Source organism: Streptomyces sp. NBC_01410, assembly GCF_045040195.1.
GTDB lineage: Bacteria > Actinomycetota > Actinomycetes > Streptomycetales > Streptomycetaceae > Streptomyces.
This window is the reverse complement of sequence record NZ_CP109530.1, coordinates 4,241,846-4,268,649: the sequence shown is the minus strand read 5'-3', so window position 1 is coordinate 4,268,649 and position 26,804 is coordinate 4,241,846. Positions and strand designations below refer to the sequence as shown.

Sequence of the window (26,804 nt, the reverse complement as noted above, 5' to 3'; positions counted from 1 at the left end):
ACGTTGCCCCTGGCCCCCGCGCAGCGGGTTCCCCGCAGACGAATCCCGGCCTTCCCGGTGCCGAGGAGCGAGGGCTGCCGGGCGCGGCGACAGGTCGCGCCTGCGACGCGGGCCAGGTCAACGCGTCGGCGCTCCAGCAGCGTGACGGTCCGGTCACCAAGAGACCGCATGGTCGAACAGCGCGCCGGGCCGTCCTCCGCGCGAGTCCCCTGCATATCCCCAATTCGGACCAGTGGTCGATCTCGCCTACACTCGGTGCCGTGCCACGTGGTGACGGACGACTCAACCACGACCTGCTCCCCGGTGAGAAAGGCCCCCAGGACGCTTGCGGCGTCTTCGGTGTCTGGGCCCCGGGCGAAGAGGTCGCGAAGCTCACTTACTTCGGGCTCTACGCCCTCCAACATCGAGGCCAGGAATCCGCGGGAATCGCGGTGAGCAACGGCTCCCAGATCCTCGTCTTCAAGGACATGGGCCTGGTCTCCCAGGTCTTCGACGAGACCTCTCTCGGCTCCCTCAAGGGTCATATCGCGGTCGGTCACGCCCGCTACTCGACCACGGGCGCCTCCGTGTGGGAGAACGCCCAGCCGACCTTCCGGGCCACCGCCAACGGCTCGATCGCGCTCGGCCACAACGGAAACCTCGTCAACACCGCCCAGCTCTCCGAGATGGTCGCGGCTCTCCCCAAGGAGAACGGCCGGTCCACTCAGGTCGCCGCGACCAACGACACCGATCTGGTGACCGCCCTCCTCGCGGGCCAGGTCGACGGCGACGGCAAGCCGCTCACCATCGAGGCGGCCGCCGCCAAGGTGCTGCCGGATGTGCTGGGCGCGTTCTCGCTGGTCTTCATGAACGAGAGCACCCTGTACGCCGCCCGCGACCCGCAGGGCATCCGCCCGCTCGTCCTCGGCCGCCTGGACCGCGGCTGGGTCGTCGCGAGCGAGTCCGCCGCCCTCGACATCTGCGGCGCCACTTATGTTCGCGAGATCGAGCCGGGCGAGCTCATCGCCATCGACGAGAACGGCCTCCGCACCTCCCGCTTCGCAGAAGCGAAGCCCAAGGGCTGTGTCTTCGAGTACGTCTATCTGGCTCGCCCAGACACCGACATCGCCGGCCGGAATGTCTATCTCTCCCGTGTGGAGATGGGCCGCAGGCTCGCCAAGGAGGCCCCGGTCGAGGCCGATCTGGTGATAGCGACACCCGAGTCGGGCACCCCCGCCGCCATCGGTTACGCCGAGGCCAGCGGCATCCCCTACGGCTCCGGCCTGGTGAAGAACGCCTACGTCGGCCGCACCTTCATCCAGCCGTCCCAGACCATCCGCCAGCTCGGCATCCGCCTCAAGCTGAACCCCCTCAAGGAAGTCATCCGGGGCAAGCGCCTGGTCGTCGTCGACGACTCGATCGTCCGCGGCAACACCCAGCGCGCCCTGGTCAAGATGCTCCGCGAGGCCGGCGCCGCCGAGGTCCACATCCGGATCTCGTCCCCGCCGGTGAAGTGGCCCTGCTTCTTCGGCATCGACTTCGCCACCCGCGCCGAGCTGATCGCCAACGGCATGACGATCGAGGAGATCGGCAGCTCGCTGGGCGCGGACTCGCTCTCGTACATCTCCATCGACGGCATGATCGAGGCGACCACCATCGCCAAGCCGAATCTGTGCCGCGCCTGCTTCGACGGCGAGTACCCGATGGATCTTCCCGATCCCGAGCTGCTCGGTAAGCAGCTTCTGGAGACCGAGCTGGCGGGCGGTTCCGATGCCGCCGACGCGCTCCGTCGTCCGTAACCCCCGCAGTACGACACGAAAGCTCCCAGCAATGACCGCTGAATCTTCCGAGCGTGCTGAGCACGCGGGCACCGGTGCCAGCTACGCGGCCGCGGGCGTCGACATCGAAGCGGGCGACCGCGCCGTCGAGCTGATGAAGGAGTGGGTGAAGAAGACCCGGCGTCCCGAGGTCCTCGGCGGCCTCGGCGGTTTCGCCGGTCTCTTCGACGCCTCCGCCCTCAAGCGGTACGAGCGCCCGCTGCTCGCCTCCGCCACCGACGGCGTCGGCACGAAGGTCGATCTCGCCCGCAGGATGGGTGTGTACGACACGATCGGCCACGACCTCGTCGGCATGGTCGTCGACGACCTGGTCGTCTGCGGCGCCGAACCGCTCTTCATGACCGACTACATCTGCGTCGGCAAGGTCCACCCCGAGCGGGTCGCCGCCATCGTCAAGGGCATCGCCGAAGGCTGTGTGCTGGCGGGCTGCGCTCTGGTCGGCGGCGAGACCGCCGAGCACCCCGGACTCCTCGGCGAGGACGACTTCGATGTCGCGGGCGCCGGTACCGGCGTGGTCGAGGCCGACCACCTGCTGGGCGCGGATCGTATCCGTACGGGTGACGCGGTCATCGCAATGGCGTCTTCCGGCCTTCACTCCAACGGGTACTCGCTGGTCCGCCATGTCCTGTTCGAGCGGGCGAAGATGTCCCTGGACCAGCAGGTCGAGGAGTTCGGCCGGACGCTGGGCGAGGAACTGCTCGAGCCCACCAAGATCTACTCGCTCGACTGCCTGGCGCTCACCCGGACCACCGAGGTGCACGCTTTCAGCCATGTCACCGGCGGCGGTCTTGCCAACAACCTCGCCCGGGTGATCCCGGACAATCTGCACGCGGTCGTCGACCGGTCGAGCTGGACCCCCGGCGCCGTCTTCGATCTCGTCGGCACGGCCGGCGATGTCGAGCGACTGGAGCTGGAGAAGACGCTCAACATGGGCGTGGGCATGATCGCCGTCGTCCCCGAGGAGTCGGTGGACGTGGCGCTGACCACGCTCGCGGACCGGGGCGTCGACGCCTGGGTCGCAGGAGAGATCACCGAGCGCGGCGAGCGCACCACCGGTGCGACCCTGACCGGGGACTACGCGAACTGACCCCACAGGGGCAGCGCGAAACCCGGTCCGGGGCGAACACCCCTGACCGGGTCACGTGGCAGTGCTATTTGAGGTTCACGTACGTCAAGCGCCGCGGCGCTGCGACGACGGACCGGACTCTTCGTCCTCGTCATCGTCGTCGTTGTACAGATCCGCGTACTGTGCGTACGGGTCATCTTCCTCGTCGTCATCCTCGAACGGCTCAGCGTTCGGTGGTTGACTCGAAGGCGATGCGCCCAGCTCGTTGGCCAGACGCGACAGGTCAGTCCCGCCGCTGTTGTACTTCAGCTGGCGGGCGACCTTTGTCTGCTTGGCCTTGGCCCGGCCGCGCCCCATGGCTCGACCCCCTCGGTGACGGGGCTCGACGGCCCCAGAGTCTTGACACGCGTTCATGATTCGGAACGGGCTCTCCGTGAAGAGACCGGTCCGTAGGGCTTCAACGGTACCTGCTTCCGCGGCCATACGGTACGCCGCCCGCATGACGCGCCACTTCGCAGAACCCGCGAGGAGCCCCGTCCTCGCTGGTCAACTGCGATTTTAACCTCTTCTTGGCAGTCGACCCGCCGACCGGGGGAGTCTTCTCTCCCGGGGCGGCGGGCCGAGGTCCGGCGAGGATCAGCGGCGGCGGGCTTCCGCCATGCGCTGTTCGGCGATCCGGTCGGCCGCCGCGGCCGGCGGAATGCCGTCGTCCTTCGCACGTGCGAATATTGCAAGCGTGGTGTCGAAGATCTTCGCGGCCTTCGCCTTGCAGCGGTCGAAGTCGAAGCCGTGCAGCTCGTCGGCTACCTGGATCACGCCACCGGCGTTCACCACGTAGTCGGGGGCGTAGAGGATCCCGCGGTCCGCGATGTCCTTCTCCACACCCGGGTGCGCGAGCTGGTTGTTGGCCGCGCCGCAGACGACCTTCGCGGTGAGCGCGGGCACGGAGTCGTCGTTCAGGGCGCCGCCGAGCGCGCAAGGGGCGTAGACGTCCAGGCCCGCCGTGCGGATCAGGGCGTCCGTGTCCGCGACGGCCGTGACCTGCGGGTGCTTGTCGAGGATCCGGCGTACGGACTCCTCACGCACATCCGTGATCACGACCTCTGCGCCGTCCTTGAGCAGGTGCTCGACCAGGTGGTGGCCGACCTTGCCGACGCCCGCGATGCCGACCTTGCGGCCGTGCAGCGTCGGGTCGCCCCACAGGTGCTGGGCCGAGGCCCGCATGCCCTGGAAGACGCCGTAGGCGGTCAGCACGGAGGAGTCACCGGCGCCGCCGTTCTCGGGCGAGCGCCCGGTGGCCCAGCGCGTCTCGCGGGCCACGACGTCCATGTCCGCGACATACGTACCGACGTCGCAGGCGGTGACATAACGGCCACCGAGAGAGTCCACGAACCGGCCATAAGCCAGCAGCAGCTCATCAGTCTTGATCGTTTCGGGGTCACCGATGATCACGGCCTTGCCGCCGCCGTGGTCGAGCCCGGCCATGGCGTTCTTGTACGACATCCCCCGGGAGAGGTTCAGCGCGTCGGCGACGGCCTCTTCCTCGGACGCGTACGGATAGAAACGGGTGCCGCCGAGGGCAGGGCCCAGGGCGGTCGAGTGGATGGCGATGACGGCCTTCAGCCCGGAGGCGCGGTCCTGGCACAGCACGACTTGCTCGTGGCCGCCCTGGTCCGATCGGAACAGGGTGTGCAGGACGCCGTCGGTCACATCGGTCACGGTGGTGACTCCCAAGTACGAAGCGGCGGATGCGGACCTTCCTGTGGGTGGGGAAGGCCCAGTTGGGACAGAGGGTAAGTCCTACGCGCGCGTAGATCCGACCCAGTGCTGAGGATCACCCCCTGGCGGAGTACCGGCGTGGAAGGATTTGCCCCATGCCAGCGCTGTCCTCGGTCCTTGTCCCGTATGCGGCCTACCTGCGGGTGTACGAGCCGCTGGCGGCCTTTCCCGAGCCGGAGCGGGGCCACTGGGCCCGCTACGCCCGCCGGGAGCGCACCCCCACCGCGCAGGACGAACTACGGAGATCGCTCGCCGACTTGCTGCCCACGCCGCCGGTCCCGGTGCCGGTCCACGAGAGCGGTGACGCCTTCGTCACGGAGGTGGACGGGGTGGTCTGCGTCTGCCCGTGGCGGACCCGGCTGCGCGGCTGGCTGGCGCTGGAGGAACTGGCCGAGCAGCTGCCCGCGCCGCTGCTCGACGCCGCGCTGCCCCCGGTGGTGCGCGGGCAGGCGGCCGCGGACTACGAGCAGTGGCGCGAGCGCAACCCCGACGCGCGGCCGTGGATCAGGACGGCGGTCTGGCAGGTGCCGGTGCGCTGGTTCGCGCTCTTCTCGGACGACGAGCGCCAGTACGAGCCCGCCGGGCCCGCGGCGGCCGTGCTGCGCTACCGGACGCCGATGGTGCAGGCCAGGCGGCGTGTGGCGCGGGCGCTGAAGACGCTGCGGGAGACGCTCGACGAGGGCAGGCTGACCGAGGGCCTGGTAGATGTGGGGCGGTGGCTGGAGGAATTCCATCCGCGTTCCCTGGTCGAGCTGGACTACGGCGGCCTGGTGCACGCGCTGACAGGACCGCAGCTCGCCGAGGACCGGTCGGCCGCGGATCTGGCCGAGGGGATCGCCGCGCTGCGGGCCGGGGACGGCGAGGGCGCGGGAGAGGCGTACGCGCGCCTTGTGGATCGCTGGCGGGCCGTGAGGGACCTTCAGTTCGCCAACTGAGCTTTTCTGGGGACCATTGAGCCTCCTGGAAGCCATCGGTCCAGGACGTAGGTCCCTATCCGGGCCTTTGTCTCAAGCGTGACGGACGGCACTTACTGCGCTCTTGCGCCCATCACCTACCCTCGTGTCAAAATAGGACAAGGAGTCCGGGGAGGACTCCTTCCGTCCAACTATGTGCGGAATGCTCGGCATTGCACTCTATGGGGGGTCTGACGACTCCTGATCGCTCTGTGACTGATCGTCACTGTGGCGTGACTGTCCGCTATGGCATGGTCCATCGGCCTTCCGCCGCTGTTGGACACTCAGAGGGCAATTCCATCGGTTTGGCCGACGTGGCTGGACAGATGGTGTAGTTGTAGTGCCGAGGACAAGCCGTTCGTCCTATAACCGACTCGGCCCGCGTCCGCCATTTCGGGCAACGCGGGTCAAGGTGCAGAATTTAGAGGAAAGAACCGAGAAGGTTCGGTTCTCCCGAGGAGGCCGCTCATGACCGCTCGCACCCCTGATGCCGAGCCGCTGCTGACCCCGGCTGAGGTTGCCACGATGTTCCGCGTGGACCCGAAGACGGTGACCCGCTGGGCGAAGGCAGGCAAGCTCACGTCCATCCGCACGCTCGGTGGACATCGTCGGTATCGCGAGGCTGAGGTCCGCGCACTGCTTGCGGGTATTCCGCAGCAGCGCAGCGAGGCCTGAACACCCCATTTGATCGGGCATTTCCGGGACCCCCATCCCGGCAAGCCCCCCTATAGCTCCACATGACGGGCGTCTGCCCCAACGGACACCTTCGTCATTGATCGCGCTGGACTCCGCCGGGTCCAGCGCGATTTTTTTTGTGCCCGGGGAGGTGTGGCGGGTGGCCGGCCGGGGGACCCTGGGGGCCCGATGGCCGGAAGGGTGGGGAGGTGCTCGAAAGGTGGTGCAATTGCACATATTAAATTGGTCGGTTGTAGGCGGGGGGTAAATTCCCCCGTTCGGGAAACCTGTTCGGTGACTCCCGTCACACTGCACGCCTCTTGCCAAAGGCGAGCGTGCCGCGCGCGAACTCGCGTGCCAGGGCGCGTTGGTCACTCCGGGGCGGAACCTTCGGCCTCGGGCTGGGGGGCGTCCGCGGAGGGTTCCATGGCGAGCCTCAGGAGGCGATGACAGATCGGGCAGTGCCGAGTGCGGTGCCGATAGCCGGACGCGGCCTTCAGATGGGCGCGCAGAAGCGCCTTGGTCTCGTGCTGCCTCGCTGCGGACGCCGCCATGCACGTCACCTCCGGTGTGTGCCGTCCTCTATGCACTGGGTACCGGTGGCAGATGACGGCGTCAAGACGACGGGGGCACGGGTGGGGCGGGTGTGATGCGAGCGCCACGTGAGTCGGCAGAAGCGGCTGTCGGGGCCGCTGCGCGGGGCCTTTCCCCTACCCGCCCCTTCCCGAACTGGGGGCAAGCCCCCAGCCCCCACCGGGGCTCCGCCCCGAACCCCGTGCGGGGGCGCTGCCCCCGGACCCCCGCGCCTCAAACGCCGGCGAGGCTGGATTGTGCGGCCCTGCCGCACATTCAGCCCGTCCGGCGTTTGAGGACATGCGGCCGAAGGTCGCATACGGGGTCCGGGGCGAAGCCCCGTCGGGGGTCTGGGGGCTTGCCCCCAGTTCGGGAAGGGGCGGGGTGGGGAACAGCCACCGGACACGATGAAGGCCCGCACCAAACGGCGCGGGCCTTCATCTCACTGCGGTCCTGACGGGATTTGAACCCGCGGCCTCCACCTTGACAGGGTGGCGAGCACTCCAAACTGCTCCACAGGACCAGGTTTCGCAGCCGATGATGTGCGTTGGCTGCGAGAGAGACTGTACAGCAGCTCAGTGGGTGCGGTCGAACTCGATGCAAGCCGCCCCGCCGCGTCACTGCACCGCCGCGTCGATCGCCTTGACGATGCGCTTGTCGGAGACCGGATACGCCGTTCCCAGCGCGTGCGCGAAGTAGCTGACCCGCAGCTCCTCGATCATCCAGCGGATGTCCAGCACCTCCTGCGGGACCGGCCGGCCCTGCGGCATCTGCTCCAGCAGCCAGGCGTACTCGTCCTGCATCTCGTGGACCTTCTCCATGCGCGTCGTGTCGCGCTGGACGGCCGTCGGCATCTGCTGGAGGCGGCGGTCCACGGCCACCAGATAGCGCATCAGGTCCGGCAGCCTGCGCAGGCCGGTCCTGGTGACGAAACCGGTCGGCATGAGGGCCGCCAGCTGTTCGCGGACGTCCTGGACGTTGTTGACCAGCGTCAGGCTGTTCGTCGCCTTCAGGCGGCGCTCACAGGCCTGCCAGGCGGCCAGGATCTGCTGGACCTGTCCCACGGTCCGTACGGTCGCGTCGACGAGATCGGCCCGCACCTTGTCGTACAGCTTGCGGTACGACTCCTCGTCCCAGGCCGGGCCCCCGTGGTCGGCGATCAGCTTGTCCGCCGCGGCCGTCGCGCAGTCGTCGAAGAGCGCCTGGATCGAGCCGTGCGGATTGCGTGACAGCGCCAGCTTCTGCTGGTTGGTCAGCTTGTCGGAGGCGAACTTGGCAGGGTTCACAGGGATGTTGAGCAGGATCAGCTTCCGCGTGCCCTGCCACATCGCCTGCTTCTGCTCCGCCTCGGTGTCGAAGAGGCGTACGGAGACGCTCTCGCCGGAGTCGACCAGAGCCGGGTAGGCCTTGACCGGCTGGCCGGCGCGACGGGTCTCGAAGACGCGGGTGAGCGTGCCGATCGTCCAGTCGGTGAGGCCCGAGCGTTCGATGGACTCGCCCGAGGGGCCCGCGGTCGCCGCCGCGGCCTGGGACAGGGCCTGGCGTGCCTTCGGCTTCAACTGGAGCTTCAGGGCGTCCAGGTCCTTGCTCTCGGCGAGCTTCTTGCGGCGCTCGTCGATGATCCGGAACGTGATCTTCAGGTGGTCCGGCATCCGGGTCGGATCGAAGTCGTCCGCCGTGACGGGCACGCCGACCATGCGCTGCAGCTCACGCGCCAGCGTGGTGGGCAGCGGCTCCTGGAGCGGTACGGAGCGTTCCAGGAAGGCCTTCGCGTAGTTCGGCGCCGGGACGTAATGCCGCCGGATCGGCTTCGGCAGGGAGCGGATCAGCTCCATGACGACGTCCTCGCGCAGCCCCGGGATCTGCCAGTCGAAGCCCTCGCTCGTGACCTGGTTCAGCACCTGGAGCGGGACATGGACGGTCACACCGTCCGCGTCCGCGCCCGGCTCGAACTGGTAGGTCACCCGGAACTTCAGCGGACCCTGGCGCCAGGAGTCGGGATAGTCGTCCTTGGTGACCTGCCCGGCCTTCTCGGTCATGAGCATCTCGCGCTCGAAGTCGAGGAGTTCGGGCTCGTCCTGGCGCTTGTGCTTCCACCAGGAGTCGAAGTGCGCGCCGGAGACGACATGTTCGGGCACGCGCTGGTCGTAGAAGTCGAAGAGCGTCTCGTCGTCCACCAGGATGTCGCGGCGGCGGGCGCGGTGCTCCAACTCCTCGACCTCGGTGAGGAGTTTGCGGTTGTCGGCGAAGAACTTGTGGTGTGTGCGCCAGTCGCCCTCGACCAGCGCGTTGCGGATGAAGAGATCGCGCGAGGTCTCGGGGTCGATGCGCCCGTAGTTCACCTTGCGCTGGGCGACGATCGGCACGCCGTACAGGGTGACCCGCTCGTACGCCATCACGGCGGCCGCGTCCTTCTCCCAGTGCGGCTCGCTGTAGGTGCGCTTGATCAGATGCTGCGCGAGCGGCTCGATCCACTCGGGCTCGACCCTGGCGTTGACCCGGGCCCACAGCCGGGACGTCTCGACGAGCTCGGCCGACATGATGAAGCGCGGGGGCTTCTTGAAGAGCGCCGAGCCGGGGAAGACGGCGAACTTGGCGCTGCGTGCGCCCAGATACTCGTTCTTGTCGGTGTCCTTCAGCCCGATGTGCGAGAGCAGACCGGCCAGCAGCGAGGTGTGGACGGACTGTTCGGGCGCGTCTTCCTCGTTGAGGTGGATGCCCATCTGCTTGGCAACCGTACGCAGCTGTGCGTAGATGTCCTGCCACTCGCGAATGCGCAGGAAGTTCAGATACTCCTGCTTGCACATCCGGCGGAAGCTGGAGGAGCCGCGCTCCTTCTGCTGCTCGCGGATGTAGCGCCAGAGGTTGAGGTAGGCGAGGAAGTCGGAGGTCTCGTCCTTGAAGCGGGCGTGCTGCTGGTCGGCCTGCGTCTGCTTGTCGGCGGGACGCTCGCGCGGGTCCTGGATGGAGAGCGCGGCCGCGATCACCATGACCTCGCGTACGCAGCCGTTCTTGTCGGCCTCGATGACCATACGGGCCAGGCGGGGGTCGACCGGGAGCTGGGAGAGCTTGCGGCCGAGCTGGGTGAGCTTCTTCTTGGGGTCCTTCTGCGCCGGGTCGAACGCGCCCAGTTCCTGGAGGAGTTGGACACCGTCGCGGATATTGCGGTGGTCCGGCGGGTCGATGAAGGGGAACTTCTCGATGTCGCCGAGGCCCGCCGCGGTCATCTGGAGGATGACGGACGCCAGGTTCGTACGCAGGATCTCGGGGTCCGTGTACTCCGGGCGGGACAGGAAGTCGTCCTCGTCGTACAGCCGGATGCAGATGCCGTCCGAGGTACGGCCGCAGCGGCCCTTGCGCTGATTGGCGCTGGCCTGGCTGATCCGCTCGATGGGCAGGCGCTGGACCTTGGTGCGGTGGCTGTAGCGGGAGATACGGGCGGTGCCCGGATCGATCACGTACTTGATGCCCGGGACCGTGAGGGAGGTCTCGGCGACGTTCGTCGCGAGAACGATCCTGCGCCCGGTGTGCGGCTGGAAGACCCGGTGCTGCTCGGCGTGCGAAAGGCGGGCGTACAGCGGGAGCACCTCGGTGAAGCGGTACTGCTTCTTGTTGAGCGCGTCCGCGGTGTCGCGGATCTCGCGCTCGCCGGAGAGGAAGACGAGGATGTCGCCCTTGCCCTCGCCGTGGAGTTCCTCGACGGCGTCGCAGATCGCGGTGATCTGGTCGCGGTCGGACTCCTCGCTCTCGTCCTCCAGGAGGGGCCGGTAGCGGACTTCGACGGGGTACGTACGGCCGCTGACCTCGACGATCGGGGCCTGTGAGAAGTGGCGGGAGAAACGCTCCGGGTCGATCGTCGCGGAGGTGATGATCACCTTGAGGTCGGGGCGCCTGGGCAGCAGCTGGGCGAGATAGCCGAGCAGGAAGTCGATGTTGAGAGACCGCTCGTGGGCCTCGTCGATGATGATCGTGTCGTACGCGCGCAGCTCGCGGTCCGTCTGGATCTCGGCGAGCAGGATGCCGTCCGTCATCAGCTTGACGAAGGTGTCGCCGCCGACCTGGTCGGTGAACCGGACCTTCCAGCCGACCGCCTCGCCCAGGGGGGTGCGCAGTTCCTCGGCGACCCGCTCGGCGACCGTGCGGGCGGCGATTCTCCGCGGCTGCGTATGGCCGATCATGCCGCGTACGCCCCGGCCCAGCTCCAGACAGATCTTCGGGATCTGCGTCGTCTTTCCCGAGCCGGTCTCGCCCGCGACGATCACGACCTGGTGGTCCCGTATCGCCTCCAGGATCACGTCCTTCTTCTGGCTGACCGGGAGCTGCTCGGGGTAGGTGACCTCGGGGACCCGGGTGGCGCGCTGGGCCGTGCGGGCGGAGGACCGCTCGGCCTCGGTGGCGATCTCGTCCAGCACGGCCTGCCGCGCCTCGGGCTTACGGATGCGGCGGGCGCCTTCGAGACGACGGCCGAGCCGGTGGGCGTCGCGGAGTGACGCCCCGGCCAGCAGGGTCTGAAGGTCTGCGAAGGAAGTAGACATACGGAGACCAGGATCGCACCCCCGGGAAAGCGCTGGCGAACGCATTTCCCCCACGAGCCGGTGCAGAACGGAGCAGATTCGTCCAGATCCGAAACCAGGGGAGCACGTCGTTCGCGCGGGTGCGGGGCGCGGCGTGCAGGGTTCGGCGTGTGGGGTGCGGATACGGAGAAAGCCCCGGTCCGCACAGGATCGGGGCTTTCGGGTTGTGGCTGGGGCCGGGGTCGAACCGGCGACCTATCGCTTTTCAGGCGATCGCTCGTACCAACTGAGCTACCCAGCCACGCAGCTCTCACGAGCCGCAGCGGTCCTGACGGGATTTGAACCCGCGGCCTCCACCTTGACAGGGTGGCGAGCACTCCAAACTGCTCCACAGGACCAAGCAATGTGCGAGCACAAGTCTCGCACACAGTAATGCGTGCCCCCAACGGGATTCGAACCCGTGCTACCGCCTTGAAAGGGCGGCGTCCTGGGCCACTAGACGATGAGGGCTAAGGGCCCACCTGGGCGCTTTGCAGCGCGTCGGGGACGTGAGAAGCATATGGGATGCGGGGAGCTATCGCCAAAACGGTTTACGGCGGCCGGCCCTCGGCGGAGCCGCCGGTGTCAGCGTCTCCCCGGGGACAAGGTGGTCGGGGACGGCGAGGGGACGCTCGGGGAGGGGGTCGCGCCCGGGTGGTTCTCTTCCGGGAGGTGGCGGCTGACCTCGGCCGTCGCCAGGCCGAGGCCGCCCAGCGTGATCTCGTCCCACGCCTGCAGCCTTCTGGTCGTACGGTCCACATAGAGGACGGAGGCGCGCACCTTCTCCGGCTCCCGGTTCTGTACGGCGCGCAGACCGCCACCGCCCGTCGAGCCTTCGATCTTCAGGCGTGTGCCGTGCGGGAGTACCTCCGTCTCGCGGTGGTGGACATGGCCCGCCAGCGCCAGCGGGACCACGCCGTCGGTCTCGCGGGCGGCGACCGGGTTGTGGGCGACCGCGATGTCGACGGGGGTGCCCGCGCGGGACTGGTCGCGCAGGGCGGAGGCCAGGCGAATGCCCGTCATCCGTTCGGCCGGGTCGCCCTCGGCGACGATCGAGCGGTCCGGGGTGAACTGGGGGTCGCCGATGCCCGCGATGCGCAGGCCCGCGACCGTGACAGCGCGGCCGTCGTCGAGGACGTGCACGTTCTTCAGGTGGGAGAGATACGCCTGCGTGGTGTCGGAGTCGTGGTTGCCGCGGACCCAGACATACGGCGCGCCGAGGTCGGGAATCGGGTCGAGGAAGCCGTTCTCGGCGGCGGTGCCGTGGTCCATGGTGTCGCCGGAATCGATGATCACGTCGATGCCGTACTGCTCGACGAGCGAGCCGATGATGTGCCACGCCGCCGGGTTGAGGTGGATGTCGGAGACGTGCAGCACCCGCATCGTGCTGGGATCCGGCTGGTAGGCCGGCAGGGTGGAGGTCGCGTCGTACAGCTTGGTGACATTGGTGACCAGGCGCGCCAACTCCTGCTGGTAGACGTCGAATTCGGTGACGATGGAGCGTGCGTTGCCGACGACGGAGGGGGCGCTGGACAGGAGTCCGGAGAACTTCGGCTCCAGGACGGACTTCGGGTTCCAGGTGGCGTACGCGCAGACGCCGGACCCGGCCAGCAGGGCGAGCGCGAGGCCGCCGGCGGTGAGGGCGCGGCGCGGGCGGCGGTAGACCGCGAGGCCGAGCGCGGTCGCACCGGAGACGGCGGCGACGCAGGAGCGGACGGCCAGTTCGGTGGTGCCGTCGGTCACGTCGTGGACGACCTCGTCCTGGAGGCCGGAGAGACGTTCGGGGTGTTCGACAAGAGCTTGGGAGCGGACCGGATCGAGCTGGTCGACATCGACGTCGAGGCGGACGGGGGCGACGTGCGAGTCGAGCTCCAGCGCCCCCAGCGGCGAGACGTTGATCTTCGTACCGCCGGAGAAGGACGGGCGCAGGGTCATGGTCGTGTCCATCGGGCCGACCGGTGTGCGGACGCTGCCGACGATCAGGAGCCCGAGCCAGGCGCCGAGGAGGGCCACGGCGGTGAGGCCGAGGGCGCGGGTCCAGGGGTGCGGGCTGGGGACCAGGGTGCTGGTGGGTCCGGTGTTGCGGGAGCGGTAGAGGCGCTGGAGCCGGGTGTGCGGGGTGCGGATCGAGGTGAGCGCTGCGCGGATCGATCGGGTCGGTTCCGGGGCTTCGCGGGCCATTGGTCCCGTATGCCCAGTCCGGCGGGCGGCCATGCCGGGGCGACCGCCCGGTCGGCGTACGTGACAATGGCCACGTGCTGGAGATGACGCGCGAGGAGTTCGAGGAACTGGTCGCCGAGGCCCTGGACAGGATCCCGCCGGAGCTGACGCGGCTGATGGACAACGTCGCGGTGTTCGTCGAGGACGAGCCCGCCGCCGACGACCCCGAGCTGCTCGGGCTCTACGAGGGGACTCCGCTCACCGACCGCGGCGAGTGGTACGCGGGCGTGCTGCCGGACCGGATCACCATCTACCGCGGGCCGACGCTGCGGATCTGCGAGTCCCGCGAGGACGTGGTCGAGGAGACGGAGATCACCGTCGTGCACGAGATCGCCCATCACTTCGGGATCGACGACGAGCGGCTGCACGCGCTGGGCTACGGATGAGCCACCCGGACCACTCGCACCGCCCGTCCTCCGAGGCCGTCGATCCGGATGTCGATCTCCATGTGCCCGCGCAGCGCGCCGGGGTCGCGGGCAGGCGTACGTGGCCGGTACTCGCCGTCATCTCGGCGGGCGGCATGGCGGGATCGCTGGCGCGGTACGGGGCAACCCTGCTGTGGCCGGCGGCGCCGGGGGCGTTCCCGTGGACCGTCCTCTGGGTGAACGTGGTGGGCTGCGCGCTGATCGGAGTGCTGATGGTCCTGGTCGGCCGGGGCGGCAGGCCCGCGCATCCGCTGGTGCGGCCGTTCCTCGGCGTGGGTGTACTCGGCGGCTTCACCACCTTCTCGGCGTACTCGCTGGACTTCTACAAGCTCCTCGAACGCGAGGAGGCGGGCACGGCGTTCGCCTACGCGGCGGGGACGGTCGTGGGTGCCCTGTGTGCGGTGTGGCTGGGGGCCTCGGCGACGCGGACGGTCGTTGCGCGGACGGTCGCCAAGTGAACTGGTGCTCCACATTTTCGTATGAGATGCCGCGGCGGGCCGAGGGCGGCCGGACGCCTCCGGCGGCCGCGAATACGGGTGCGTCGTTGCTGGTGAGGCTCGGATCGGTGTCCTTGGGCGCGGAGTTGGCGCCCGGGCCGGTGGCTGAGGTGGGCGCCCTGGGTGTGTCGGCCTTGTAGCGCGGGGCGTGTCCCTTGTGGGGCACGGGGAGTTGGGCAGTGAGACCCGTCTCGTTTCCCGTGCTCCGGAGGTGCTGCTCGTGCGCCAGTTGTCCGCCCCAGGCCGTTTGGCTGTGTGGATCGCCGCTTCGCTGGCGCTCGCAGCATCGGCAGGCTGTATGAGCGTGAGCGACGACGAGGACGGGAAGCCGGCGCCCCGTTCGACCGCGGACCGGAACGGGACGGTGGCCGATTCGGACGGTGGGCACGCCGCGCCGGGCGGGCGGCATGGCGACGGCGGCCCCGACGGCTCGGATGCGCCCGGCGGCAAGGACGCGGACGGCAAGGGGGCATCGCCGAAGCCGAGCGCCTCGGCGGGGCCCGCGGCGAAGCCGACGCGGGGCGGGCCCGGGCCCAAGCCGCCGGGGCTGCCCCAGCCTACGCGCGGCGGGATGTCCCCTTCCGAACCTCCGCCGCCGCCGCAGCCGTCGCCGTCCGAACCGCCGGCGGAGAGCCCCACTCCGCCGCCGAGCGAGCCCACCGACCCGCCCTCGGCGTCGTCGGCGCCAGAGGTGCGCGCGGGGGCGATGCGGGCTGCCGAGAGGTGGAGGATGCGGGGCGAACCGACGGCGTCTCCGCAGGTGGGACCCATGTAGGGCGCGTCCGGATGGCTGTGTAACCGGAGTCACTCGGACGCGGTTTGCCATTTGTGGGGGAGGGTGCGTATGGTTATAGATCGTTTGATCCCATTGCCCGGCGCCGAAAAAGAAGAGCGCCGCGTGGCGCGTACTCTCCCTTGCCGTGGCTGACCGCATTGAGGCGGTCGAATTTGCGATTCACGGAGTTTGGGCGCGTGCCGAGACTCCGGAAGGTTTCGCATTTCGCATGTCCACTTTCAGTACTGATCACGCCGTCATGCCCGAGAACGACGAGGCCGTGGCGGCTTCCGCTGCCGAGGCCGTAGACGCCCCCGACGCCGTTGAGGCTGTCGATTCCGACGCGGTCGCCGACACCGAGGCCGACACCGACACCGAGGCCGCCGAGCCGACCGTCACCTTCGCCGAGCTGGGACTGCCCGAGGGCGTCGTCCGCAAGCTCGCGCAGAACGGTGTGACCGTCCCCTTCCCGATCCAGGCCGCGACCATCCCGGACGCCCTGGCCGGCAAGGACATCCTCGGCCGCGGCCGCACCGGCTCCGGCAAGACCCTCTCCTTCGGCCTGCCGACCCTGGCCACGCTGGCCGGCGGCCACACCGAGAAGAAGAAGCCCCGCGCGGTCATCCTCACCCCGACCCGTGAGCTCGCGATGCAGGTCGCGGACGCGCTGCAGCCGTACGGCGACGTACTCGGCCTCAAGATGAAGGTCGTCTGCGGCGGTACGTCCATGGGCAACCAGATCTACGCGCTCGAGCGCGGCGTCGACGTCCTCGTCGCCACCCCGGGCCGGCTGCGCGACATCATCAACCGTGGCGCCTGCTCGCTCGAGAACGTCCAGGTCGCCGTCCTCGACGAGGCCGACCAGATGTCCGACCTGGGCTTCCTGCCCGAGGTCACCGAGCTGTTCGACCAGATCCCGGCCGGCGGCCAGCGGATGCTCTTCTCCGCCACCATGGAGAACGAGATCGGCACGCTCGTGCGCCGCTACCTCGTCGACCCGGTCAGCCACGAGGTCGACAGCGCCCAGGGCAACGTCACGACCATGACGCACCACGTGCTCGTCGTGAAGCCGAAGGACAAGGCGCCGGTCACCTCGGCGATCGCCGCCCGCAAGGGCCGCACCATCATCTTCGTCCGCACCCAGCTGGGCGCGGACCGTATCGCCGAGCAGCTTCAGGACTCGGGCGTCAAGGCCGACGCACTGCACGGCGGCATGACGCAGGGCGCCCGTACGCGCGTCCTCGACGACTTCAAGAAGGGCTACGTCAACGCGCTCGTCGCGACCGACGTCGCCGCCCGCGGTATCCACGTCGACGGCATCGACCTGGTCCTGAACGTGGACCCGGCCGGCGACCACAAGGACTACCTGCACCGCTCGGGCCGTACCGCCCGCGCCGGCAAGTCCGGCACGGTCGTGTCGCTGTCCCTGCCGCACCAGCGCCGCCAGATCTTCCGTCTGATGGAGGACGCGGGCGTCGACGCCTCGCGCCACATCGTCGCCGGGGCCGGCGCGTTCGACCCGGAGGTCGCCGAGATCACCGGCGCCCGTTCGCTGACCGAGGTCCAGGCCGACTCCGCGAACAACGCCGCCAAGCAGGCGGAGCGCGAGGTCGTCGACCTGACCAAGCAGCTGGAGCGCGTACAGCGCCGTGCGGCCGAACTCCGCGAGGAGGCCGACCGCCTGGTGGCGCGCGCGGCGCGCGAGCGGGGCGACGACCCGGAGACCGCGGTCGCCGAGGTGCAGGCCGTCGCCGAGGCGGAGGTCGCTGCCGAGGTCGCGGCTTCGGTGCCGGAGCAGTCGGCTGAGCGCCGCGATGACCGCCGCGACGACCGGGGCAACTTCGAGCGCCGTGGCGGCGAGCGGGGCGGCGACCGTGGTGGTTTCCGTCGTGACAACGACCGTCCGTCGGGCGGCTTCCGCTCGGGTGGCAACGACCGTCGCGATGACCGTGGTGGCCGTTCCTTCGAGCGTCGTGACAACGACCGTCCGTCCGGTGGCTTCCGTTCTGGTGGCGGCGACCGTCCGTCGGGCGGCTTCCGCTCGGGTGGCAACGACCGTCGTGACGACCGTGGTGGCCGTTCCTTCGAGCGTCGTGACAACGACCGTCCGTCCGGTGGCTTCCGTTCCGGTGGCGGCGACCGTCCGTCCGGTGGCTTCCGCTCCGGTGGCAACGACCGTCCCTCGGGCGGCTTCCGCTCCGGCGGCAACGACCGTCGTGACGACCGTGGCGGCTTCAACCGTGACGACCGTCCGTCCGGTGGCTTCCGCCGCGACGACCGCCCCTCGGGCCACCGCGGCAGCGACCGCCCGTTCAACCGCGACCGCCGCGACGACCGCCCCACGGGCGGCTTCCGCTCCGGTGGCGGCGACCGGCCGTACGGCCGTCGTGACGACCACCGTGGGGGCACCGGCACCGGCACGAACACCGGTTCCTTCGGGCGGCGTGACGACAAGCCGCGCTGGAAGCGCAACGGCTGACCGGCTGACGGCTCACTGAGCCTGACCTGCTGACAGGGCCCGTACGACACTTCGGTGTTGTGCGGGCCCTGTCGCTTTGAACGGGTTCGAAAGTGCCTTCCGTTGCCTGTGGGGCTGCTGTTACGATCCGTCCACTTGCGGTGGGGGGCACGGCAAGGGGAGTCCGGCCAGATACTTCGACGGCTGTGAGCCGCTGTGTCTTTCCCCTGCCATTTTTCAGGCTCCTGGGGAGGGACCTTCTTGAAGCGTCATGGGCTGCTGCGTGCACGCACTGCCGGACGGCTGAGCACCGGCGTACTGACCGGAGCCCTGCTGGCCGGACTGATGGCCGCCACGCAGCCCGCAGCCGCCGCGCCCAGCGCCTCGGCTGCGGCGGCGACCGTACCGTCATGGCTCGTGCCGCTGAACTTCCAGGACGGTGAGTCGGACGCCCGTCACTCCTGCACCGGCATCTATCTCTCGCCGGCCCGCACCCTCGCCACACCTGACTGCTTCACCGGGATGTCGAAGAACGACGGGGTGTGGGAGTACGACGCCGCCGGGAAGATGACCGGCGGTAGTGCAGGGTTTACCCGCTACCGCTCGCACCCGCAGTTCAACGCCACCACCCGCCAGGCCGGGGTCTCGGTCTTCTACGACCAGAATCCGGCGCCGGCAGGGCGGGCCGTCCTCGCGGGCCCTTCCGACACGTACCTGTACACCGCCGGCTCCAAGGCGACCTTCTACTCGTGGACGGGCACCGACGCGCAGGAGTCCGTCCGCGTACGCCACAGCGAGCAGGTGGTGGTCCGCAGTGGGTCCGACTGCGCCGCGCTGCTCGGCAGAAGCCTGCCCCAGGGCACCATCTGCACCTCCCCTGCCCCGGATGCCGCGCCGGTCGCGGCGGCGGACCAGTGTTTCGGCGACGCCGGAGGCGCACTGGTCGCGGGCGGCAAACTCATCGCGGTTTCGGCGACCAGCACCAGCGGCTGCGTGCAGAACGGCGTACGGCTCTACACCGCGATCCCCACCTACCGGGCGGTCGTCGAGAGCTGGACCCGGGACGTCGACATCGAGTACCGCGACAGCGGATCCATCTTCGGGCGGGAGCCGGAGGACATGATCGACACCCTCACTCCCGAATACGCATGGGCCAACAATGTCGACAACAGCGGCTTCATGTATCTGCCGTTCGAGAATTTCGTGACCCTGGGCGGTGACCTCAACCGCAACGGGTACACCGACCTTCTCGTCCGCCACAACAACGGGACGCTCTACCGGATCCCGTACGACGTGTCCCACAATCCGGGTTCCCGCGTGAGCCTTGGCACCGGCTGGAACCGCTACAACAAGCTGCTCGCGGTCCGCGACCTGTCCGGCGACGGCCAGCCCGACGTCGTCGGACGGGACGCCTACGGCTATCTCTGGATGCATCCCGGCACAGGGACCGGTGGTCTCGGCGCACGGAAGAAGATCGGCGTCGGCTGGGCCCAGTACAACGCGATCGTCGGCCGCAGTGATCTGTCCGGCGACGGTCGGCCGGATCTGCTGGTCCGCGACGCGGCCGGTGACCTGTGGCTGTACCGGGGGAATGGCGGGGGCGGCTTCCTTCCGCGCACGAAGGCGGGCGCGGGCTGGAAGGCCTTCAACGCCATCGTCGCGTCGGGCGACTCCGACCACGACGGCCGCCAGGACGTCATCGGGCGCACGTCCGCGGGCGCGGCATACCTCTACAACGTCAACAACAAGGGCAGCTTCGTGGCGCCCAAGCTGCTCACCGCGTCCAACTGGAAGAAGTACGTGTCGCTCAGCTGACGCGGGCTCGGACGGTGTCAACTCCCGTCCACACATGACACGTCATCCCGAGAGAATTCAGAAGGACCGAATGAGTCATCGCTCGATCCTCCGGCGCGCCACGGCCGCCGGAGTGGTCCTGGCCGCCTGCGCAGGTCTCGGCCCGGCTGTCGTACCCTCCCTCGCGTACGCCGCCGACGATCCCGCGGCGCAGGAAGTCGTGCTGCCCGCCGGCGTGCGATTCCTCCCGCGCGACGAGACGCTGCTGGAGGCCGGGACCACCGGGTTTCTGCATTATCAGGAAGGCAGTTCGGGGAGACAGTGGACCGACTACGCCACGGTGAGACCCGGGGCGGGTCGCCGGCTTTCCCGTACGGGCATTCCGGACTGAGGGCAGCGCTGGGGGAGACGGCGAGCTGGAAGGGGCTCACCCTCATCGGCGCGGGGGACCTGAACGGCGACGGCCGCGGTGATCTGCTGGCTCGTGACGCGGGCGGGGAGCTGTGGCGGTACGACGGCACGGGGACCGGGACGCTCAAGCCCCGCGTGCTGGTCTTCAGGGACTGGGGTGCCGGGCGCAACGCCTTTGTGGGCGCCGGGGACCTCGACGGGGACGGCAGGAATGATCTCGTCTCCCGTGACACGGCGGGCAGGCTGCTGCGCAACAGCGGTGACGGCAAGGGCTCGTTCCGGGGCACCGTGCAGATCGGGACCGGCTGGCAGCGGTACACGGCGATCTACTGATCGGAGCGGACTGAACTGGCAGTCACTCATATGGGTACAACCAGCGGGCACTTCGGGCAGTCGTACCTTCCAGGACGCTGAGCGCGCTAGGGAGTGTCTTCAAAGTAGCGTCGTCCGCCCGAAGGGCGGGCCAGGCGTCGCCAGGCAGACGGGACTTTGAAGACACGACCCAGGGGGGGTACGCATGACCCGCACCGCCGCACGTACCAGACGCAACCTCGTGCTCGGGGCCGTCGCCGCCTTCATCGCCAGCGGTCTCGGGCTCGCGCCCGGCGGTGTGGCCGTCGCCGGGCAGGGTGAGCCGGAAGAGGTCGTCATTGACCTGGGCACCTACCAGGGCGGGCCCGCCGTCCCTGAGCGCATCGCGCTCGGCGGCGGGCGGCTCGGGGTCGTGGCCCGGGTCGATCCGGAGGTCGGGCGCAGGCTGTATGCGTACGACCTCGCCGTGACCGGGACGCCGGAGCCCGGGCCGCGGTGGACCGACATTGCCGATGTGTGGGACGGCTACCCGGAGTTCGGCCCGCTGGTCCATGCGCTCGGGGACGGCCGGTTCGCGTACACCAATCCGAGCGGGGCCAACCACAGCGTCTCCGGTGAGGGGACCTCGTACGACACCATCACCGTCGGGCAGCTCGGCACGGAGCAGCGGATGGTGGCCGCGGAGGGGCGGTTCTTCGCGGTCGACGAGCCGAGTACGGGCAGGCAGTACGTCGCCACCTTCGACGACGAGCTGCCCAGGGTCCTCACCACGCGTCCGATCAGTGCCGTCGCCATCTGGGGCAGCACGATGTGGACGCCCGGCAGCAACCCCGGGTGGCTGCGGTGGTACGACCTGGCCCGCAGGACCGACGCTCCGTACGACCAGGCCACCGGCCTGAGCTGTACGCCGGACGAGCTGCAGAAGGTCGGCCGCTGGTTCTACTGGCGCTGTGACGGTGCCGCGAAGTCCTGGATCTGGGACTCCGGCGTCAGCTTCCCGCAGATCATCAGCGTGCCGTACTCGAAGTCCGCGAAGCTCGGCGACGGATTCGTGGTCCAACAGGACGACGAGACCGGGGCGTTGACGATGACCGACTTCCACGGCGGTGCCCGCGAGCAGCCGGTCACCACGACGCTGGCCGACAAGGCGGCGCCGGGGGCGGGCAGGTGGAGCGTCGACAAGTACGGCGGTCATGTCGCGTACACGGACACCGAGGGCCGTATCCACATCAAGCCGGTGACCGTGCCGCGGGGCGACTTCCACGCCCTCGACGTGTCCGCCCCGGCCACCGCCGACGACCTGCACTGGCCCTGGAGGGCGAAGGTGCTGCTGAACCGGCCGCCCGCCACCCGGACCTTCACGGTCAAGGACTGGCGCAGGGGCGTCCTCGTGAACGAGACCAGTACGGAACGGACCGCCGCGCTCGTACGTGCCCAGTGGGATGCCCGGGACTGGGATCCGAAGGACAGGGTCAGCGGCCCGTACCAGTGGGAGATGACCGTGCAGCCGGCCGACGGCACGGGCGAGTCGTGGACGCCCGGTTCCCTGCGGCTCGTCAACGGCGCCTCGGCCTTCCGGGACATGAACGCCGACGGCTACGGCGAGTTCTACTCGATGACGACGACGGGCAAGGCGGCCGTACACCACCCACGGGGCGGCGCCCGCTCCTGGGCCACCACCGGATGGGATCCACGCACGCGTCTCGTCCCGTACGGATCGAACACCGACAACCCGCGCAGCAATGTCCTGATCCGCACCCCCGACGGCACCCTCTACCGCGCGGGCGGCGGCAGCAACCCCATCGACCCGAAAGAGCCGCTCCAGCTGATGGGCAAGGGCTGGAACGGATTTGACGCCTTCGTCGCATCCGACGACTTCAGCGGGGACGGCCGTCCCGATCTGCTCGTACGCCAGGCGACCACCGGCTACCTCTTCCTCTACCGGGGCAATGCGCGTGCCGGTTTCGATCCGGCCGTGAAGGTCGGCTCGGGCTGGAAGGGCTGGAAGATCATCGGCGCCGACGACCTCACCGGCGACGGCATCGGCGATCTGCTGGCGCGTGACGCGGGCGGTGAGCTGTGGCGCTACGACGGCACGGGGACGGGCTCGTTCAGGCCGCGGACGCTGGTTTTCAGCAACTGGGGCGCAGGACGCACGGACATCATCGCCGTCGGTGACATCACGGGCGACGGCGTGGGCGATCTGCTCTCCCGCGACGCCAACGGCAAGTTGCTGCGCAACAGGGGCAACGGCAGGGGCTCCTTCGGCTCCACGGAACAGATCGGAAGCGGCTGGCAGTACTACCGAGCGCTGTTTTAGGCCACTGGTGGCGCATGTGGTGCCCCCGGCAAGGGAATTGCTGGGGGCATGACAGATGACGCCACTGCGGGAGGCCACCCGCCAACAGCACCCGTTCCCGAAGCCGCCCTCACACCACCCTCCGCGGGCTCCGACGAGGAGCGCCTGGCTCAGCTCGGCTACACCCAGGTCCTCGCCCGCCGGATGTCGGCGTTCTCCAACTACGCCGTCTCCTTCACGATCATCTCGGTCCTCTCCGGCTGTCTCACCCTGTACCTCTTCGGCATGAACACCGGCGGCCCCGCCGTGATCACCTGGGGCTGGGTCGCCGTCGGCCTGATGACCCTGTTCGTCGGCCTGGCGATGGCCGAGATCTGCTCGGCGTATCCGACCTCCGCGGGCCTGTACTTCTGGGCCCACCGGCTGGCACCGCCACGTACCGCGGCCGCCTGGGCCTGGTTCACGGGCTGGTTCAACGTCCTCGGCCAGGTCGCCGTCACGGCGGGCATCGACTTCGGCGCCGCCTCCTTCCTCGGCGCGTACCTCAATCTCCAGTTCGACTTCGAGGTCACGCCGGGCCGGACGATCCTGCTGTTCGCCGCGATCCTGATGCTGCACGGCCTCCTCAACACCTTCGGCGTACGCATCGTCGCGATCCTCAACAACGTCAGCGTCTGGTGGCATGTGCTGGGCGTCGCGCTGATCGTCGGCGCGCTCACCTTCGCGCCCGATTCGCACCAGTCCGCGTCCTTCGTGTTCACGAAGTTCGTCAACAACACCGGCTGGGGCAGCGGCATCTACGTCGTCCTCATCGGCCTGCTGATGGCCCAGTACACCTTCACCGGCTACGACGCCTCGGCCCACATGACCGAGGAGACCCACGACGCCGCGACCGCAGGACCGCGCGGCATCGTCCAGTCCATCTGGACCTCGTGGATCGCGGGCTTCGTCCTGCTGCTCGGCTTCACCTTCGCCATCCAGTCGTACGAAGGAGCCCTCACCTCTCCGACGGGAGCGCCACCCGCCCAGATCCTGCTGGACGCTCTCGGCGCGACCGCCGGAAAGCTGCTGCTCCTGGTCGTCATCGGCGCGCAGCTCTTCTGCGGTATGGCGTCCGTCACCGCGAACAGCCGCATGATCTACGCCTTCTCCAGGGACGGCGCCCTGCCGTTCTCGAACCTCTGGCACACAGTCAGCCCCCGGACCCGTACGCCCGTCGCCGCGGTCTGGCTCGCGGCGATCGGCGCCCTGGTCCTCGGTCTGCCGTATCTGATCAATGTCACCGCGTACGCCGCTGTGACCTCGATCGCGGTCATCGGCCTCTACATCGCCTACGTCATCCCCACCCTGCTGCGGCTGCTGCGCGGAGACAGCTTCGAACGCGGCCCCTGGCACCTGGGCCGCTGGTCCCGCCCGATCGGCATCGTGGCGGTGATCTGGGTCGCGGTGATCACCGTGCTCTTCATGCTGCCGCAGGTCTCCCCCGTCACCTGGGAGACGTTCAACTACGCCCCGGTCGCGGTGCTGGCCGTCCTGGGCTTCGCCGCGGCCTGGTGGCTGGCCTCGGCCCGCCACTGGTTCCTCAACCGCAACCACCCCCGGACCATCGCCCGCGAGACGTCCCGTCGGTGACGTGCCGCGGCGCCTCGACGGGGCCGGTGATCCGATACCCGATCGGCTCACCGGTCCCGTCCGGCTATGCTCAGGGATGTTGCGCCGAGGGCCGTTAGCTCAATTGGCAGAGCAGCGGACTTTTAATCCGTTGGTTGTGGGTTCGAGTCCCACACGGCCTACCGACCGCATCACCCTCCGAACCCTCGTTGACCTGCGTCAACGGGGGTTCGTCCGTTTCCGGGGCCCGCTCGGCCGTGGAATCCGTAGGGGAGGTGGTCACCGAGTGGTCACGCTCGTCCTCGGCAGACGCGATCGGCGCCACCGGACGGGAGCGCGGAACCAGGGCCGACGCGCGGTCTGCTGCGTCCCGCCCGACTCCTCCGAGAAGGTGGGAGTAGGTGTCCGATGTGATGGTGATGGTGGAGTGCCCGAGCCGCTTGGACACAATCGCCATGTCGATGCCGGCCGCGAGCATGAGGGACGCCTGTCCGTGGCGCAGATCGTGCAGCCGCACCCGGCGCAGTCCGGCCGCGTCGACCAAGGCACCGAACAGCTTGGTGACGTCGTCCGGGCGCAGCGGGTTGCCGTCCTCCCGGGCGAACACCAGGCCGTGGTCGGCGTACGCGTCGCCCCACGCCTGGCGCTCCTCACCCTGGCGCAGCTGGTGAGAGAGCAGCGCGCCCACGGTGCTCTCGTCCAGGTCGATGACTCGGTTCTCACCGGACGCGGTCTTGGGCCTGCCGAACGACATTCCGAGGTGGCCCGCCTCGCAGTACGGGCACGCCGCGGGGGCCTCGTTGTTCTTCTTGCGGCCCGACTCCTGGACGATCTGCTGCCGTACGACGATGACCCGGGCCGCAAGGTCAACGTCGTCCCATCGCAGGCCTACGGCTTCACCGCGACGCAGGCCGGTACCCGCGATCGTCTCGAACATGGCGCCGAGCCGGTGAGCCCCGATGGAGTCGAGGAACTGCCCGAGCTCCCCGGGCTCCCACGGTTTCACCTTCGGCCGCTGGGCTACCGGGAGGTCAACGTCCTTGGCCGCGTTGAAGGTGACCAGACGCCGCCGTACGGCCGTTGAGAGCGCGCTGCGTAGCGTCGCGTGGATGCGGCGCACCGTGGCTGCTTTCCGCTTCCCGTTGTCGAGCGCGGTCAGCAGCTGGTCGACGTGCTGCGGGCGCAGGTCTTGCAGGCGCAGGCGCCCGAGCCGCGGAATCAGGTGCTCGTCAACGTGGCTGCGGTAGGCGCGCAGGGTGGACGGACGCAGGCCGGCCCGCTCCTTGATCTCCAGCCAGGTACCGAGCCAGGTGGTAACGGTCTGGCCTTCGTCATGGGTGTAACTGCCCTCGTTGACGCGGCCGAGCAGCTTGGTCAGTGCCTTCTCGGCATCGTCCGCGGTGCGGAATCCGCCCTTGCGGACCTGCTTGCGCTTGCCGTTCGGGCCGAACCCGACGTCGGCGACGTAGTACCAGGCGCCGTGCTCCTTGCGGCAGTTGCGCCGGTTGCCCTTGGCGTCGTACGTGACCGGGCACCCGCACCGCTTGTACGTCGACCCCTTCACGCGCCCTCCCCCTTGTCGTCAGCACTGGTGGCCCCGGGGCTCACTGTGCGGATGAACTGCTCCAGAGCCCGCATGGATGCCGGAGAGCGGTCCAAGGTGACCTGGTAGCCCATCTCCCCCAGAGAAACGCTCACGGTCTCCGTGCGGGGCGCCTCGCGTTCGAAGCGGGCGGGGTCGGCGTTGAGCGGGTAGTACCCGCGAATCCACTCCCGCACCACCGGTACAGCCGCGGTGCGGGTAGGCGTGACCTGGTAGAGATCTGCGTCGGTCGCGTCCGGGGACACCAGGAGGTGGAGGGGCGCAACATCGAGGGCCTGAGCCAGTGCCAGCCACTCAACGACGCTCACATTGGGGCGCCGGCCCGCTTCAAAGTTGGCCACGATCGAACGGTTCCAGTTCACTCCCAACCGGGCGAGCCGGTCGGCCAGGTCCGCACCGGTCAGACCGGCTCGCCCGCGTAGCTCTTTGACCCTCTTGCGGAGAGTGTCCACGGGGGTCGCCGTATCGGCGGTGTGCTCCATGAGCACAGTTAAGCATCGCTAGACACAGAGCCGCAAGGGGGCGTAGCGTTCAGCACGTAGACCTGTAAGCACACCGCGTGCGCTGAGGGCACACATCGTGTTCCAGTCGCGAACCCGGAGGAACCCGTGAAGGAAAATGAGGTGCGGAATCTGCCCGCCGCGGTGGACGTCGTCACCGCAGGCAAGGCCCTTGGGCTGGGACGCAGCAAGAGCTACGCACTGGCACAGAGCGGTGACTTTCCCATCCCGCTGATGCGTCTCGGAGCCCAGTACCGCGCCCGCAGGGCGGACCTTCTCGCGCTGCTCGGCATCCCGGACCAGACCAAATAAGAGCGGCCCGCAGCAGGCGTTAGCGCGCCTGCTGGGGCCCTGCCCAATCTCCAGAAATGCCGAAGATCCCGGACCGCTCGCCAGCGATAACCCCGGGATCTTCAGAGAAGAAATGGACTACCTCGCATGGTAGAGGTCCCCTCAGACGCTGTCCACAGTAGACACGTCCCC

19 protein-coding genes, 5 tRNA genes and 1 pseudogene are annotated in these 26,804 nt (G+C 69.1%); 14 read left to right on the top strand and 11 right to left on the bottom strand.

What is annotated here, in order from left to right; genetic code table 11:
• Positions 1-260 precede the first annotated feature (260 nt).
• Complete coding sequence (gene purF / locus OG741_RS19485) at positions 261-1,778, top strand: amidophosphoribosyltransferase (RefSeq protein WP_266480893.1); 1,518 nt, start codon at positions 261-263, stop codon at positions 1,776-1,778.
• A gap of 31 nt (positions 1,779-1,809) precedes the next feature.
• Entirely contained in the window at positions 1,810-2,904 is a 1,095-nt protein-coding gene (purM, locus tag OG741_RS19480; protein WP_405599594.1) for a phosphoribosylformylglycinamidine cyclo-ligase, read from the top strand.
• 84 nt (positions 2,905-2,988) lie between these two features.
• Here the strand turns inward: purM and OG741_RS19475 are convergent, their stop codons facing one another.
• Positions 2,989-3,240 carry a DUF3073 domain-containing protein gene (locus OG741_RS19475; protein ID WP_405599592.1) on the bottom strand — a complete coding sequence of 84 codons (252 nt, stop codon included), beginning with the start codon at positions 3,238-3,240 and terminating at the stop codon, positions 2,989-2,991.
• A gap of 279 nt (positions 3,241-3,519) precedes the next feature.
• The gene (locus OG741_RS19470; protein ID WP_405599591.1) at positions 3,520-4,602 is read right to left on the bottom strand and encodes a Leu/Phe/Val dehydrogenase; all 1,083 of its coding nucleotides are present in this window, start codon (positions 4,600-4,602) and stop codon (positions 3,520-3,522) included.
• Between the two features lie 155 nt (positions 4,603-4,757).
• Between OG741_RS19470 and OG741_RS19465 the strand changes: the two genes are divergently transcribed.
• Both OG741_RS19465 and bldC read left to right on the top strand, forming a co-directional pair.
• Positions 4,758-5,597 carry a hypothetical protein gene (locus OG741_RS19465; RefSeq protein ID WP_405599589.1) on the top strand — a complete coding sequence of 280 codons (840 nt, stop codon included), beginning with the start codon at positions 4,758-4,760 and terminating at the stop codon, positions 5,595-5,597.
• Between the two features lie 486 nt (positions 5,598-6,083).
• Positions 6,084-6,290, top strand: coding sequence for a developmental transcriptional regulator BldC (gene bldC, locus OG741_RS19460; RefSeq protein ID WP_003949541.1), 207 nt, complete (start codon positions 6,084-6,086; stop codon positions 6,288-6,290).
• Between the two features lie 371 nt (positions 6,291-6,661).
• Here the strand turns inward: bldC and OG741_RS19455 are convergent, their stop codons facing one another.
• The 7 genes from OG741_RS19455 to OG741_RS19425 all read right to left on the bottom strand — a co-directional run bounded on the left by OG741_RS19455 (position 6,662) and on the right by OG741_RS19425 (position 13,597).
• Positions 6,662-6,844, bottom strand: a complete 183-nt coding sequence (locus OG741_RS19455; RefSeq protein ID WP_405599587.1) for a DUF6274 family protein — start codon at positions 6,842-6,844, stop codon at positions 6,662-6,664.
• A 467-nt stretch (positions 6,845-7,311) separates the two neighbouring features.
• Positions 7,312-7,386: transfer RNA gene (locus OG741_RS19450), tRNA-Asp, on the bottom strand.
• Positions 7,387-7,480: 94 nt separating this feature from the next.
• Positions 7,481-11,398, bottom strand: coding sequence for an ATP-dependent RNA helicase HrpA (gene hrpA, locus OG741_RS19445; protein WP_405599585.1), 3,918 nt, complete (start codon positions 11,396-11,398; stop codon positions 7,481-7,483).
• Positions 11,399-11,604: 206 nt separating this feature from the next.
• Positions 11,605-11,678, bottom strand: a tRNA-Phe gene (locus OG741_RS19440).
• A gap of 22 nt (positions 11,679-11,700) precedes the next feature.
• A tRNA-Asp gene (locus tag OG741_RS19435) sits at positions 11,701-11,775 on the bottom strand.
• A 39-nt stretch (positions 11,776-11,814) separates the two neighbouring features.
• Positions 11,815-11,887: transfer RNA gene (locus tag OG741_RS19430), tRNA-Glu, on the bottom strand.
• A gap of 114 nt (positions 11,888-12,001) precedes the next feature.
• On the bottom strand, positions 12,002-13,597 hold the full coding sequence (locus OG741_RS19425; protein WP_405599583.1) for a metallophosphoesterase: 1,596 nt from the start codon (positions 13,595-13,597) through the stop codon (positions 12,002-12,004).
• Positions 13,598-13,671: 74 nt separating this feature from the next.
• Between OG741_RS19425 and OG741_RS19420 the strand changes: the two genes are divergently transcribed.
• The 9 genes from OG741_RS19420 (at position 13,672) to OG741_RS19380 (ending at position 24,400) form a co-directional block, all read left to right on the top strand.
• Positions 13,672-14,022 carry a metallopeptidase family protein gene (locus tag OG741_RS19420; RefSeq protein ID WP_266480914.1) on the top strand — a complete coding sequence of 117 codons (351 nt, stop codon included), beginning with the start codon at positions 13,672-13,674 and terminating at the stop codon, positions 14,020-14,022.
• Positions 14,019-14,519, top strand: coding sequence for a fluoride efflux transporter FluC (locus OG741_RS19415; RefSeq protein ID WP_405599581.1), 501 nt, complete (start codon positions 14,019-14,021; stop codon positions 14,517-14,519). The genes OG741_RS19420 and OG741_RS19415 overlap by 4 nt, the downstream gene beginning before the upstream one ends.
• Before the next feature lie 1,043 nt (positions 14,520-15,562).
• Positions 15,563-17,812: a DEAD/DEAH box helicase gene (locus OG741_RS19410; protein WP_405599578.1), complete on the top strand. Its 2,250-nt coding sequence runs from the start codon at positions 15,563-15,565 to the stop codon at positions 17,810-17,812.
• Between the two features lie 240 nt (positions 17,813-18,052).
• Complete coding sequence (locus OG741_RS19405) at positions 18,053-19,606, top strand: FG-GAP-like repeat-containing protein (protein WP_405599576.1); 1,554 nt, start codon at positions 18,053-18,055, stop codon at positions 19,604-19,606.
• 70 nt (positions 19,607-19,676) lie between these two features.
• Positions 19,677-19,976, top strand: coding sequence for a hypothetical protein (locus OG741_RS19400; RefSeq protein ID WP_405599574.1), 300 nt, complete (start codon positions 19,677-19,679; stop codon positions 19,974-19,976).
• A complete protein-coding gene (locus OG741_RS19395; RefSeq protein WP_405599572.1) occupies positions 19,907-20,329 on the top strand; it encodes an FG-GAP repeat domain-containing protein in 423 nt (140 codons plus the stop codon). Before OG741_RS19400 ends, OG741_RS19395 begins: the two co-directional genes overlap by 70 nt.
• 184 nt (positions 20,330-20,513) lie before the next feature.
• Positions 20,514-22,628 (top strand): FG-GAP repeat domain-containing protein, encoded by a 2,115-nt coding sequence (locus OG741_RS19390; RefSeq protein ID WP_405599571.1) that lies wholly within the window; start codon positions 20,514-20,516, stop codon positions 22,626-22,628.
• Positions 22,629-22,676: 48 nt separating this feature from the next.
• A complete protein-coding gene (locus OG741_RS19385; RefSeq protein ID WP_405599569.1) occupies positions 22,677-24,239 on the top strand; it encodes an amino acid permease in 1,563 nt (520 codons plus the stop codon).
• Positions 24,240-24,327: 88 nt separating this feature from the next.
• Positions 24,328-24,400: transfer RNA gene (locus OG741_RS19380), tRNA-Lys, on the top strand.
• Between the two features lie 266 nt (positions 24,401-24,666).
• On the opposite strand, the pseudogene OG741_RS19375 reads toward OG741_RS19380, so the two are convergent.
• Both OG741_RS19375 and OG741_RS19370 read right to left on the bottom strand, forming a co-directional pair.
• Positions 24,667-25,782 (bottom strand): annotated as a pseudogene (locus tag OG741_RS19375) (tyrosine-type recombinase/integrase); the annotation flags it as partial.
• On the bottom strand, positions 25,779-26,303 hold the full coding sequence (locus OG741_RS19370; protein ID WP_405599567.1) for a helix-turn-helix transcriptional regulator: 525 nt from the start codon (positions 26,301-26,303) through the stop codon (positions 25,779-25,781). The gene OG741_RS19370 and the pseudogene OG741_RS19375, both read right to left, overlap by 4 nt.
• A gap of 126 nt (positions 26,304-26,429) precedes the next feature.
• Here OG741_RS19370 and OG741_RS19365 point away from each other — a divergent pair, with 126 nt between their 5' ends.
• Positions 26,430-26,633 carry a hypothetical protein gene (locus OG741_RS19365; protein ID WP_405599565.1) on the top strand — a complete coding sequence of 68 codons (204 nt, stop codon included), beginning with the start codon at positions 26,430-26,432 and terminating at the stop codon, positions 26,631-26,633.
• Positions 26,634-26,804 lie beyond the last annotated feature (171 nt).

Excerpts from the sequence above, each read along its gene's own strand:
- purM (WP_405599594.1), top strand. The coding sequence starts at position 1,810 with ATGACCGCTGAATCTTCCGAGCGTGCTGAGCACGCGGGCACCGGTGCC.
- OG741_RS19475 (WP_405599592.1), bottom strand. The coding sequence starts at position 3,240 with ATGGGGCGCGGCCGGGCCAAGGCCAAGCAGACAAAGGTCGCCCGCCAG.
- OG741_RS19465 (WP_405599589.1), top strand. The coding sequence starts at position 4,758 with ATGCCAGCGCTGTCCTCGGTCCTTGTCCCGTATGCGGCCTACCTGCGG.
- bldC (WP_003949541.1), top strand. The coding sequence starts at position 6,084 with ATGACCGCTCGCACCCCTGATGCCGAGCCGCTGCTGACCCCGGCTGAG.
- OG741_RS19455 (WP_405599587.1), bottom strand. The coding sequence starts at position 6,844 with ATGGCGGCGTCCGCAGCGAGGCAGCACGAGACCAAGGCGCTTCTGCGC.
- hrpA (WP_405599585.1), bottom strand. The coding sequence starts at position 11,398 with ATGTCTACTTCCTTCGCAGACCTTCAGACCCTGCTGGCCGGGGCGTCA.
- OG741_RS19425 (WP_405599583.1), bottom strand. The coding sequence starts at position 13,597 with ATGGCCCGCGAAGCCCCGGAACCGACCCGATCGATCCGCGCAGCGCTC.
- OG741_RS19415 (WP_405599581.1), top strand. The coding sequence starts at position 14,019 with ATGAGCCACCCGGACCACTCGCACCGCCCGTCCTCCGAGGCCGTCGAT.
- OG741_RS19410 (WP_405599578.1), top strand. The coding sequence starts at position 15,563 with ATGTCCACTTTCAGTACTGATCACGCCGTCATGCCCGAGAACGACGAG.
- OG741_RS19400 (WP_405599574.1), top strand. The coding sequence starts at position 19,677 with ATGAGTCATCGCTCGATCCTCCGGCGCGCCACGGCCGCCGGAGTGGTC.
- OG741_RS19390 (WP_405599571.1), top strand. The coding sequence starts at position 20,514 with ATGACCCGCACCGCCGCACGTACCAGACGCAACCTCGTGCTCGGGGCC.
- OG741_RS19385 (WP_405599569.1), top strand. The coding sequence starts at position 22,677 with ATGACAGATGACGCCACTGCGGGAGGCCACCCGCCAACAGCACCCGTT.
- OG741_RS19370 (WP_405599567.1), bottom strand. The coding sequence starts at position 26,303 with ATGGAGCACACCGCCGATACGGCGACCCCCGTGGACACTCTCCGCAAG.